Raw genomic sequence first — 11,481 nt, 5'->3', positions numbered from 1 at the left:
GCCGGGCGGAGCAACGAGTTTCAATGGCGCGCCGGGGTTTGCGGGGTGCCCCTACCCGCCCGGGCTCAGGTACCGGGCCGGGACCGCGTCGGTCAGCCACACGCCGTTGGCGCTGCGGTGGAACGCGTGCCCGTCGCGGGCCATCGCCGCCGCGTCCACGGTGAGCACCACGACCGGGCCGCCGCGTCGGGCACCGACCCGGCGGGCCGTCTCGACGTCGGCCGACAGGTGTACGTGGTGCCGGCCGCCCCGGTGCAGCCCGGTGGCCCGGATCGAGTCGAGGACAGCGGCGGCGGTGCCGTGGTAGAGCAGCGGGGGCGGCTCGACCGTCGGCAGCCCCAGCTCGACGGGGATCGAGTGGCCCTGGTTGGCGCGGATCCGCTCGACCCCGTCGGGGCCGCGTTCCACCGCGAAGCGCTGCTTGTCGTTGCCGGCCACGACCGCGTCGAGGTCGGGCCGCCCCACCCGCAGGGCGGCGAGGAGGTCGTCGACCGGCACCCAGCCGGCCCCGTCCGGGGTGAGGCCGAGGCGGTACGGCTCGTGCCGCAGCGCCTTCGACATCCGCTTGCTCAACTTGACCATGGTGCGGTGGTCCATGGCGGCATTGTGGTCGTCGCCGCCGCGCGGCTCCACCCGATTACCGGGCGGGCGGCTGCTAGCCTCTCGCCGTCGGGGCGCAACCAGCAGCGGGAGGCCGACCGTGCCCAGGGAGACCGGACGCACCCTCGTCGCGTCGAACAAGAAGGCCCGCCACGACTACGACATCCTCAAGACGTACGAGGCGGGGCTGGTGCTCGCCGGCACGGAGGTGAAGTCGCTGCGCGCCGGGTACGTGTCCCTGGTCGACGCCTTCGCCCAGGAGCACGACGGCGAGCTGATGCTGCACGGCCTGCACATCGCCGAGTACGGCTTCGGCAGCTGGACCAACCACCAGCCCCGGCGCACCCGCAAGCTGCTGCTGCGCCGCATCGAGATCGACCGGATCCTCGACCGGGTACGCGAGGGCGGGCTGACGCTCGTGCCGCTGTCGCTGTACTTCTCCAACGGCTGGGCGAAGGTGGAGCTGGGGCTGGCCCGGGGCCGGCGGTCGTACGACAAGCGGCAGGCCCTCGCCGAGCGCGACGCCAAGCGGGAGATCGCCCGGGAGCTGGGCCGCCGCCTCAAGGGCGCCCAGGCTCGCCGCCGGTAGGCACGGACAGCCCCCGGCGGCGAGCCCGGTCAGCCCTTCACGCAGACCACCTGCCTGAGGTGGGCGACGACCTCGACCAGGTCCTCCTGCTGCGCCATCACCTGCGTGATGTCCTTGTACGCGGCCGGGATCTCGTCGACCACCCCGGCGTCCTTGCGGCACTCCACCCCGGCGGTCTGCGCCGCCAGGTCGGCGGTGCTGTACGTCCGCTTCGCCTGCCCGCGCGACATCCGCCGCCCCGCCCCGTGCGAGGCGGAGCAGTATGCGTCGGGGTTGCCCTTGCCGCGCACGATGTACGACCCGGTGCCCATCGACCCGGGGATGATGCCCAGGTCCCCCGCGCCGGCCCGGATCGCGCCCTTGCGGGTGACCAGCACGTCCACCCCGCCGTAGGTCTCCTCGGCGACGTAGTTGTGGTGGCAGCTGATCGGCTCGTCGAAGCCGACGTGGCCGACCGCGTCGCGGACCACCCCGCAGAGCAGGGCCAGCATCAGCGCACGGTTGCGCCGGGCGTACTCCTGCGCCCACCACAGGTCCCGCCGGTACGCCGCCATCTCGGGGGTGCCGGCGAGGAAGACCGCGAGGTCCCGGTCGGGCAGCCCGGCGTTGTGCGGCAGCCGCCGCGCGATGCCCATGTGCCGCTCCGCCAGCTCCTTGCCGATGTTGCGGGAGCCGGAGTGCAGCATCAGCCAGACCCGGCCGGCGTCGGGCCCGCCGGACTCGAGGCAGACCTCGATGAAGTGGTTGCCGCCGCCGAGGGTGCCCAGCTGCTGCCGGGCGCGGCCCTCCAGCGGGGCCACCCGCTCGTCGAGGGTGGCGAAGCGCGCCCAGAAGTCGGCCCAGCCGCGCTGCTCCAGCCCCCGCACCCGGCGCGGGTCGACCGGGTCGTCGTGCCGGGCGAAGCCGACCGGGATCGCGGCCTCGATCGCCGAGCGCAGGCCGGCGAGGTCGTCGGGCAGGTCGGCGGCGGTCAGTGAGGTGCGCACGGCCGACATGCCGCAGCCGATGTCCACGCCGACGGCGGCCGGGGAGACCGCCTGCCGCATCGCGATCACCGAGCCGACCGTCGCGCCCTTGCCGAAGTGGACGTCGGGCATGACGGCGACGCCCTCGACCCACGGCAGCGCGCCGATGTTGCGCAGCTGCTGGGCGGCCTGCGGCTCGATCGCGTACGGGTCGGTCCAGACCCGGACGGGTGCGCGGGTGCCGTGCAGCGGGGTGAAGGCCATCGTGTCTCTCCTCGTCGGACGAGGAGTCCCTCCCCGTCGGATGAGGAAAGGTAGGCCGGGGGCGGGACGACCGGCAACGGATAATCGGCGACCGACGCCCGGCGTCAGGCGTGGGTCGGGTGCTCGCCGACCGGCTCGGAGACGTGGTCGAGGAACGGGAAGCGGGCCCGCAGCTCGCCGAGGCTCGCCCCGCCGCGCCAGGCGTCGGCGATCCGCACGACCTGGTCCAGGTCGGTGGTGTCGCCGTCGGCCCGGCAGCCGTCCGCGCCCGCGATGTCGACCATGAAGTAGCGGGCCTGCGAGCCCAGGCCCACGCAGATGGTGCCCCGCTCGGAGCGCAGCTCGGCGCACGTGAACCGGCCCCGCCCCTGCTCGGGGGCGCTGATGCGGCCCACGTCGGCCTGGCACCGGGTCGCGGCCAGGGCCAGCGCGGACGCGAGTCCGCCCAGCTCGACCAGGTCGGGGTAGAGGCGCACACCCAGCGCCGTCGACACGTCGGTCACCACTGACTCCCACTTCTCTGTGACGGATCCAGCAGCGCGGACGTTACAGCCTGGTAAACCCGGCAGCTACCCTCGCGGACGACTCGGGACGAAATTCCTGCGCCGACCGGACCAAGGTCCCGCCCCCGGCCGGCGGGCTCCGCCCGCGTCGCCGCGGCCTTCCGGCGCGTAGCATCCACGCCCATGGCATTGATCCGGTGCAACTTCCACTCCGAGGCGCTGGGCATGGGCACCTCGATGACGGTGCTCCTGCCGGACCCGGCCGGTGCCGGGATCGGGCTGGCCGGCGGCGCGCCGGCCGGCGACCCGCCCGTGCTGTACCTGCTGCACGGCCTCAGCGACGACGACACGATCTGGACCCGGCGCACCTCCGTCGAGCGGTACGTCGCGCCGCTCGGCCTGGCCGTGGTAATGCCGCAGGTGGGGCGGAGCTTCTACACCGACGAGGAGAACGGCAACCGGTACTGGACGTTCCTCAGCGAGGAGCTGCCCGAGGTCTGCCGCTCGTTCTTCCGGCTGTCCGACCGGCGGGAGGACACCTTCGTCGCCGGCCTGTCGATGGGCGGCTACGGCGCGGTGAAGTGGGCGCTGCGCGAGCCGGGGCGGTTCGCGGCGGCGGCGAGCCTGTCGGGGGCGCTGAACGTCGCCCATCGGCAGCACCACCCGGCCCACCCGATGGACCCGACGGTGTGGCACACCGTCTTCGGCGACCGGGCGGTGCCCGGCAGCGACGACGACACGGTGGCGCTGCTGGAACGCGCCGGCGACGACCTGCCGGCCCTCTACGTCGCCTGCGGCACCGAGGACTTCCTGTTCGACGACAACACCCGGTTCGTCGAGACGGCCCGGCGGCGGGGCGTGCCGCTGACCGTGGACTTCTCCCCCGGCGACCACGACTGGGCGTACTGGGACGCGAAGATTCAGGACGTCCTGGCCTGGCTGCCGCTGCGCGCCCCCGCCACCCGGTCACAGTGACGAGCGGGCCACCGGGAAGTCGAAGTACGTGTCGGGGTACGGCTCGTCGGCGTACCGGTAGTGCCACCACTCGCGCGGATAGTTGGTGAAGCCGGCGTCGGCCATCAGCCGCACCAGCAGCCCTCGGTTGTCCCGGGCGACGCCGGTGATCCGGCGGTCGGCGGTGTGGGCGCGCGGGTCGAAGCAGTCGAAGCCGGTGCCCATGTCGACGCTGTTGTCCGCGAAGCGCTCCCCCGCCGGGGCGGTGCACGCGACCAGCGGCGCGTCGGGCGCGTACGGGGGCTGCTCGGGCGGCGGGTCGGGCACGAGCGTCACGTCGACCGTGCTGCCCCGGCTGTGTGCGGTGGGCGCGCCGAGGTAGCCGTCGGCGAACAGCCGCGACTTGGCCACGTCGGGATAGAACTCGGCCTTCATCTTCTGCTCGCCGGGCCGCCCCGCCCAGTCGACGAAGTCGTCGACGGCGCGTTGGGGCCGGTAGCAGTCGTACACCTTCAGCCGGTGACCGGTGGCGCGGGCGGCCTGCTGCACCCGGCGCAGCGCCTCGGCGGCGGGCCGGGTGAGCAGGCACAGCGGCTCCCGGTAGCCGGCGATCGGCCGGCCGACGAAGTTGTGGGCGGTCGCGTACCGGATGTCGGTGACGACGGTCGGGTCCACGTCGGACAGGTCGACGAACCCGGCCGGGGCGCGTGGCTCGGTGGCCGTCGGGGTGACCGGGGCGGACGGGGTCGGCTCCGGGCGCTGCGGCGCGGGGCAGCCGGGCAGCAGCGCGGCGACGGCCACGACGACCGCGGCCGGGGCGGCGGCGCGGAGGGACCGGATGGACCGATCCGCCCCGCGCCGCCGCCCCATACCCACCGTTCTAGCAGCAGCTACGCCCGGTTCGCGGCAACCTGCCGGATCCGCGCCCGGCGCGGGGGTCAGCGCCCGCGCACCGCCCGACGGATCTCCACCGGCAGCGCGGGCGCGCCGTCGACCGGGGCCGGGTCCTCGGGCGTGGGGGCGATCCCGCCGGCGGCGATCCGGTCCAGGGTGGCCAGGCCGGCGGCGTCCACCTCGCCGAAGACCGTGTAGTTCGGGCGCAGCGCCGAGTCCGCGTACACCAGGAAGAACTGGCTGCCGTTGGTGTCGGGGCCGGCGTTGGCCATGGCGAGCAGGCCCCGGGCGTAGACGCGGCGCGCGCCCGTCGGGTCCGTCGGCGCGGGCGGCAGGTCGGTGGGCAGCTCGTCGGCGTACCGGTAGCCCGGCCCGCCCTCGCCGGTGCCCGACGGGTCGCCGCACTGCAGCACGCTCAGCGTCGGGTACGCGGTGAGCCGGTGGCACGGCGTGCGGTCGTAGAACCGGTGCCGGGCCAGGTGCAGGAAGCTCTGCACGGTGCAGGGGGCCTGCTCGCGGTCGAGGGTCAGCCCGATCGGGCCGTGTTTGGTGCGCAGCGTGACCCGTACGGTGCCGTGGTCGGGCGTCCGGCGGGGGTCGGGCGGCAGCGGGACGGGCCGGGCCGGCGGCTCGTCGGGGGTCTCGGTGTACGCGCACGGCCCGGGGGTCGTCTGCGGCGGCACCTCGGCGACGGTGCTCCCGGTGGCCGACCGCGGCGCGGCGACGGCGACGGCGGCGCTGCCGCCGACCAGGCCCGTGGCGAGCAGCGCGACCCCGGCGAGCCGGGGCAACGCCCGTGGCCTGCGGGGACGGGCCGGGGGCGGCGGGACCGGCTGCCGGCGGGATGACCTCGACACGTGGCGTCCTCCTGGGCTCGTGACTCCAGAAAGATCGCAGTCTATGGATCGGGTCGCCCTCCTGTCGACGGCGACACGCGCCCGGTGCCCGACGACGACGGCGAGGCGGTGCCGGCGAGCCAGACCCCGACCACGATGGCCACCACCGCCAGGGCCAGCACGGCGACCCGGGGCCCGCCCAGGGTGATCGTCTCCCGGAACGCGGTCACCCCGAGCACCACGCTCACCACCGGGTCGGCGAGGGTGAGCGCGGTGAGCGGGGCGGCGATCCGGCCGCTCTGGAAGGCGCTCTGGTTGATCACCAGGCCCGTCACGGCGACCACGGCCGAGGCGGGCAGCAGCGGGTCGACCACGAGGGCGCGCAGATCGCCGTGGAAGCCGCCGGTCAGCGCCTTGACCAGGGCCGCGGCGACGCCGTAGAGGGTGCCGGCGGCGAAGCCGAGCAGCGCACCCCGGGCCGCCCCGGTGACCAGCGCCGACAGCGCCAGCGCGACCGCGACGACCCCGCCCACGCCCAGCGCCACCCGCCACCAGGCGCCCGCCGTCGGCGCCGGGATGCCGGCCTGCGGCTCGGCGGCCGTCAGGAAGGCCGCCAGGCCGACCAGGCCCACCGTCGCGCCGAGCAGGTCCCGCGCCCCCGCCCGGCGCCGGTTCCAGCCGGCCTCGATCAGGATCGCCATGAACAGGCCGCTGGCCATCAGCGGCTGGACGAGCGCCAGCGGCCCGAACCGCAGCGCCACCGCCTGCAGGCCGACGCCGGCGACGTCGGGTGCCCAGCCGAGCCGCCACAGGCGCGTGCGCAGCAGCCGCAGCAGCAGCCGGGGGTCGAGCGGGTGGTGCCGCCGCTGGCGCTTCGCGGCCCGCTGGTGCATGGTCGTGGACACCGCGAAGCAGAACGCGGCGCCCAGGGCGCACGCCACCGCCAGGGTCACGGCCCCGGCACCCGGTGCTCGCCGAGCGGGCCCACGGTCCAGCCCCGGCGGCGGCACTCCGCCAGCAGCCGGGGCAGGGCGGCGAGGGTGGCCCGCCACGCGCCGGGGGCCGCGGCGCAGTCCGCGTCGTGCAGCAGGACGGTGTCGCCGCCGGCCAGCCGGGCGGTGACGGTGTCGAAGACCGAGTCGGGGGTCGCCGACGCCGTCCAGTCGCGGCCCCAGCGGGCCCACAGCACGGGCGTCAGCCCGAGCCGCGCGCTCGCCAGCAGCGCCGGGCCGGTCAGCACCCCGTACGGTGGGCGGAAGAAGCGGGGGGCCCGGCCGGTGGTGGCCTCGACCAGCGCCCGGGCCCGGGCCAGGTCCCGGTAGGTGGCCAGCGGGCCCCGGCCCAGCAGGTTGCGGTGGTCCCAGCCGTGCACGGCGACCTCGTGCCCGGCGGCGACGAGGTCCGCCGCCAGCCAGGGCGACCGCACGAGCATCGTGCCCAGCACGAAGAACGTGGCCCGCGTCCGATGCTCGGCGAGCACGTCGAGGAACCGGGGGGTGGACTCGGGGTCGGGCCCGTCGTCGAAGGTCAGGGCGATCCGTCCGGGCCGGCCCGCGCCGCCGAGTCGGGGGAAGAGCCGGCGGCGCACCGGCCCCACGGCGGTGGTCGTGGGGCCGAGGTGGGCGGCGAGCGCGACCGCCGCGGCACCGGCGAGCGCGAGGGCGGGCCGGCGAGGCCCGCACGGCGCGGTCACCGTCCGCCCGTCCACCGGATCGAGGGCAGCACCGTGGCCAGCACGCCGACCGCCTCGTCCACCGCGTCGAGCACGGCCCTCCTCCTGCGGTACGCGGCGCAGCCGGTGCCGGCCTGCCGCCCCACCTCGTCGGCGACCAGGCCGGCGGGGTCCGCCCAGCCGCCCGTCCACCCGTCGGGGGCCGGCGGCTGCGACGCGGCCAGCGCGGCCACCGCCCGCCGCAGCTGCTCGGCGGACGGGGCCCAGTGGGTCAGCCCGGCGGCGGCGAGGACCGTGGCGTTGGCCCGGCCGTGTCCCGGCAGGGGGCGGTAGGTGATCACCGGCACCCCGCAGCTCAGCGCCTCCTGGCAGGTCAGCCCGCCCGCGTTCTCCACCACCACGTCCACGGCCCGCATCAGCGTGGGCATGTCGTCGACCCAGCCGAGGACGTGCGGGGTGAGCCCCCGCAGCCGCTGACGCAGGGTGGCGTTGCGGCCGCAGACGACCACGGTGCGCACTCCGTCGGCCGCGGCCACGTCGGCGACGGTCGCCTCGATGTCGCCCGTCCCCCACGCCCCGGCCACGATCAGCACGAGCCGTTCCCGCTCCGGCAGCCCGAAGCGCCGCCGCGCCGCGCGGCGACTCGTCCCCGTCGCCGCCGGGAAGTCGACCGAGACCAGTGGGGCGACCGTGCGCACGTCGAGCGGCCCGCCGGCTCCCGACGCGTGGTGGCGGGCGTGCCGCAGGGTGCAGTAGATGTCGACGCCGGGCGCGACCCAGGTGGGGTGCACGACGAAGTCGGTGACGTAGGTGACCAGTGGGACGGGGAGCAGCCCGCTGCGGCGCAGCGGCCCCAGCAGCTGGTTCGCGAACGGGTACGTGGTGACGACCGCGCGGGTGCCGGGTGGGACGGCGCGCCGGGCGCGCCCGCGCAGCGGCGCGAGCGCGCCCCGCAGGACGGCCACCACGAGCCGGGACCGGCCGGTGATGGTGAACAGCGCGTCGTATCCCCACGGCGCCCAGCGCAGCACGCCCCGGTACGCCTCGCGGAACATCCACCGCGCCGGGCGCGGCAGGAGGTCGAGGAAGTTCACCCGGTGCACCGCGAAGCCCCGGTCGGCGAGCCGACGGGTCAGCTCGGCGGCGGCCGAGTCGTGCCCGGCCCCCACGTCCGCCGACACGACGACGATCGTCCCCCGGTGCTGCGCGTTCACCGCGCGCGCTTACCCGTTCGGCGCGGCTTGACTCCCGTCCGGCGTCCCGGGTCGGCGCGGGAGCGTCAGGCCCGGCGTCGGCGGCGGTGCAGGAGAACGGCGGCGAGCAGACCGGCCAACGCGGCGGCCACGGCGACGAACGGCCAGGACGCCGCCCAGCCCGGCGGGGCGACCCGGTGGGCGGCCACCGCGCGGGGCTCGGGGGTGATCGCCGCGCCGACCGTCGGGGACGCCACGGGCGCACCGTTGGCGGCCGTCTCCCCCGGCGCGACGAGGCGACCCACCGAGGCGTCGCGGGGCAGCGAGAAACCCCAGTCCAGCAGCGTGGCGCCCTGTTCCCAGCCGCGCATCGGCCGGGGCTCGGCGCCGAGCAGGGTGACCACGAGCCGCCGGCCGCCACGCTGCGCCGCGCCCACGTAGGTGTGCCGGGCGTAGTCGGTGAAGCCGGTCTTGCCGCCCAGCGCCCCGGGGTAGCGGTAGATGAGCTGGTTCTCGTTCTGGATCTGGAAGCCCTTCTGGCGCAGCGCGGGCTGGTCGGGGATCCGGGCCTGCTCGGTCAGCGCGTACCGACGGAAGGTGGGGTCGGCGAAGCAGGCCCGGGCGATCAGCGCCAGGTCGTACGCGCTGGTGAACTGGCCGGGCCCGTCCAGGCCGGACGGGGTCACCGCGTGGGTCTGCAGGGCGCCGAGGTGGCGGGCCTCCGCGTTCATCGCTTGCACCCCGCCGGCCGCGCCGTCGGGGCCACCGATCAACCGGGCCAGCACGTTCGCCGCTTCGTTCCCCGACTGCAGCAGCAGCCCCAGGAAGACGGTCTCGACGGTGTAGCGGCCGCCCTCCAGCAGGCCCACCGCCGAGCTGCCGGGGGCGATGTCCAGGTCCTCGTGGGTCACCGTGACGACCCGCTTCGGGTCGAGCTTCGGCAGCGCGGTGGCGGTCAGCAGGAGCTTCTGCACGCTGGCCGGCGTGGCGTACTCGTGTGGGCCACAACCGCCGAGCACCGCCCCGGTGTCCAGGTCGGCGACCAGCCAGGAGGTGGCGGTGACCGCCGGCGGCTTGGGCGCGTCGGCCGGCACGACGAGGGCCGGCGTCGCCAGCGCCTGCCCGCCCACCGCCTGCTGCAGCGGCACCGACGGCGGGGGCGTGGGCCGTGGGGAGCGCTCCACCTGCGGCGCCTGCGCCCTGGGGCACGGCACCGGGGCGGCGAGTGCGGCGGCCCGGCCGCTCGGGTCGGCGTGGGCCGGCGCGGGTGCCCCGGCCGCGCCGAGGACGACGGCGGCGGCGAGGGCCAGCACCGGTGCTCTCATGCCCTGCACCCTAACGGTGCGGCCAGTCGCTGTCCGGCGGACCGGCGTCAGAGTCGGGGCGCTCTCGCGTTCGGCGCGGGCGGGCCGACGGTCGTCGAAAAAATCGCCGGGGAAAGGGTTGAACGATCGCCGCCGAAGATCCGTACTCACCGGCGAAGGAAAACGGGTCGTCCACGATCGCCATGCCGGGGCGGTCACGACGTGTCCGCTTGTCCGTGGAACCGTCCGGAACCATTCCGGGAACGGGCGTGACGCCGTTCCCACCGGCCGGTCTCCGGTTTCTTTCAATCGTCACGGCACACCGCCGACGACGCGTTCGGTAATTGACGCCGGACGCTGCGGCGGTCAGGACAAGGAGAGGTGCATGGTCAGGCGCACGCGAAAGAATGCCGTCCTGAAGCTCGGCGGGGTCGGTGCCTTCGCGGCACTGGTGCTCGGTGCCGGGCTGTCGCTGGCCTCCGCCGGCGAGAACACGGCGACGGCGGTGTCGGTCACCTGTCCGACCGTGGCCGACAAGCTGGGCGCGGTGCCGGCGGCCGCGAAGGCGGGGGTGGACCAGGAGCTGCGCAACCTGGAGACCCAGATCGCCAACGTCAACGCCCGGCTGGCCCGCGAGCCGGGGGCCGCGTCCGGCCAGCTCAACGACATCGCCGGCAAGCGCCGGGCCGTGCTCGACCGGATCCGGCTGAACATCACCCGGGTCGGCGGCACCGCCCCCGCCGGCCTCGACCAGCTCGCCACCTGCACGCTGCGCAACGGCGCGGCCCCGGCCAACGCGGGCGCCAACAACGGCAACGCCGGCAACTCCGGCAACAACGGCGCGGTCGCGGCCGCTGGCGCGCAGACCGTGAACTGCCCGGACGTGCGCGGCCAGCTGCCCGCCGTGCCGGCCGGCGCGGCGGCGGGGGTCCAGCAGGAGCTGGCGAACCTGGACCGGGAGATCGCCGCCGCGAACGCCCGCCTCGCCCAGCTCGCCGTGAAGCCCGAGGGCGGCCCGAACTTCGTCAACAACGCCATCCTCGGCCCGCTGAAGAGCAAGCGGATCGCCGTGCTCGACCGGATCGCGCTCAACATCGCGCGGGCCGGCGGGCAGCGCCCCGACCTGTCCAGCCTCGCCACCTGCGGCCTCAACGCCGCCGGAGCGGGCAACGCGGCCGGCGGCAACAACGCGGGCAACGGCAACGCGGGCAACAACGGCGGCAACGCGGGGGCCGGCAACAACGCGGGCAACAACGGCGGCAACGCGGGCAACGGCAACAACGGCGGCAACGCCGGCGTGGCGCAGACGGTGAACTGCCCGAACGTGCGCAACCAGCTCGGCGCCGTGCCCGCTGCCGCCGCCGGCCAGGTGCAGAACGAGCTGAACCAGCTCGACCAGCAGATCGCCGAGGCCAACGCCCGCCTCGCCCAGCTCGCGGTCCGGCCGGAGGGCGGCCCGAACTTCGTCAACAACGCCATCCTCGGCCCGCTGAAGGACAAGCGGGTGGCGGTGCTCAACCGGATCGCCACCGACATCGGCCGCGTCACCGGCCAGCGCCCCGACCCGCGCCTGGACCTGGCCACCTGCGGCCTGAACTGACCGACGGGCAGGCGCACTTCCGCGGGCCCCGCCCGGTGGACCCCCACCGGGCGGGGCCCGCCGCGTCCGCCGGGTGCCGGGCCTCCCGGCCGGATGTCTGCGCTTTG

12 protein-coding genes are annotated in these 11,481 nt (G+C 75.8%); 3 read left to right on the top strand and 9 right to left on the bottom strand.

Going from position 1 to position 11,481, the window contains the following annotated elements; translation table 11 throughout:
* Nucleotides 1-51: 51 nt before the first annotated feature.
* Complete coding sequence (locus TK50_RS30400; RefSeq protein WP_043968974.1) at nt 52-597, bottom strand: RNA 2'-phosphotransferase; 546 nt, start codon at nt 595-597, stop codon at nt 52-54.
* A gap of 103 nt (nt 598-700) precedes the next feature.
* Between TK50_RS30400 and smpB the strand changes: the two genes are divergently transcribed.
* A complete protein-coding gene (gene smpB / locus TK50_RS30395; RefSeq protein ID WP_043968973.1) occupies nt 701-1,189 on the top strand; it encodes an SsrA-binding protein SmpB in 489 nt (162 codons plus the stop codon).
* Nucleotides 1,190-1,218: 29 nt separating this feature from the next.
* Here the strand turns inward: smpB and TK50_RS30390 are convergent, their stop codons facing one another.
* The gene (locus tag TK50_RS30390; protein WP_043968972.1) at nt 1,219-2,418 is read right to left on the bottom strand and encodes an RtcB family protein; all 1,200 of its coding nucleotides are present in this window, start codon (nt 2,416-2,418) and stop codon (nt 1,219-1,221) included.
* Between the two features lie 104 nt (nt 2,419-2,522).
* Entirely contained in the window at nt 2,523-2,921 is a 399-nt protein-coding gene (locus TK50_RS30385; RefSeq protein WP_043968971.1) for a hypothetical protein, read from the bottom strand.
* A gap of 183 nt (nt 2,922-3,104) precedes the next feature.
* Here TK50_RS30385 and TK50_RS30380 point away from each other — a divergent pair, with 183 nt between their 5' ends.
* Nucleotides 3,105-3,896 carry an alpha/beta hydrolase gene (locus TK50_RS30380; protein WP_043968970.1) on the top strand — a complete coding sequence of 264 codons (792 nt, stop codon included), beginning with the start codon at nt 3,105-3,107 and terminating at the stop codon, nt 3,894-3,896.
* On the opposite strand, the gene TK50_RS30375 is transcribed toward TK50_RS30380, so the two are convergent.
* The 6 genes from TK50_RS30375 to TK50_RS30350 all read right to left on the bottom strand — a co-directional run bounded on the left by TK50_RS30375 (nt 3,888) and on the right by TK50_RS30350 (nt 9,795).
* Complete coding sequence (locus tag TK50_RS30375) at nt 3,888-4,745, bottom strand: M15 family metallopeptidase (RefSeq protein WP_043968969.1); 858 nt, start codon at nt 4,743-4,745, stop codon at nt 3,888-3,890. The genes TK50_RS30380 and TK50_RS30375 overlap by 9 nt on opposite strands.
* Nucleotides 4,746-4,813: 68 nt before the next feature.
* Nucleotides 4,814-5,626, bottom strand: a complete 813-nt coding sequence (locus TK50_RS30370) for a peptidylprolyl isomerase (RefSeq protein ID WP_241774146.1) — start codon at nt 5,624-5,626, stop codon at nt 4,814-4,816.
* Nucleotides 5,627-5,667: 41 nt separating this feature from the next.
* Nucleotides 5,668-6,558 carry a DMT family transporter gene (locus TK50_RS34260; RefSeq protein WP_043968967.1) on the bottom strand — a complete coding sequence of 297 codons (891 nt, stop codon included), beginning with the start codon at nt 6,556-6,558 and terminating at the stop codon, nt 5,668-5,670.
* Nucleotides 6,555-7,313 carry a polysaccharide deacetylase family protein gene (locus tag TK50_RS30360; protein WP_082106772.1) on the bottom strand — a complete coding sequence of 253 codons (759 nt, stop codon included), beginning with the start codon at nt 7,311-7,313 and terminating at the stop codon, nt 6,555-6,557. The genes TK50_RS34260 and TK50_RS30360 overlap by 4 nt, the downstream gene beginning before the upstream one ends.
* Nucleotides 7,295-8,491: an MGDG synthase family glycosyltransferase gene (locus TK50_RS30355; protein WP_043968966.1), complete on the bottom strand. Its 1,197-nt coding sequence runs from the start codon at nt 8,489-8,491 to the stop codon at nt 7,295-7,297. The genes TK50_RS30360 and TK50_RS30355 overlap by 19 nt, the downstream gene beginning before the upstream one ends.
* A gap of 65 nt (nt 8,492-8,556) precedes the next feature.
* Complete coding sequence (locus TK50_RS30350; RefSeq protein WP_043968965.1) at nt 8,557-9,795, bottom strand: D-alanyl-D-alanine carboxypeptidase family protein; 1,239 nt, start codon at nt 9,793-9,795, stop codon at nt 8,557-8,559.
* Between the two features lie 364 nt (nt 9,796-10,159).
* Here TK50_RS30350 and TK50_RS35310 point away from each other — a divergent pair, with 364 nt between their 5' ends.
* Nucleotides 10,160-11,374, top strand: a complete 1,215-nt coding sequence (locus TK50_RS35310; protein ID WP_063838635.1) for a hypothetical protein — start codon at nt 10,160-10,162, stop codon at nt 11,372-11,374.
* The last annotated feature ends 107 nt before the right edge of the window (nt 11,375-11,481 follow it).

This window comes from Micromonospora haikouensis (genome assembly GCF_000876225.1).
Lineage (GTDB): Bacteria > Actinomycetota > Actinomycetes > Mycobacteriales > Micromonosporaceae > Micromonospora > Micromonospora haikouensis.
Note: the sequence above shows the minus strand (reverse complement) of the source record. Positions and strands in the feature narration are given on the sequence as shown.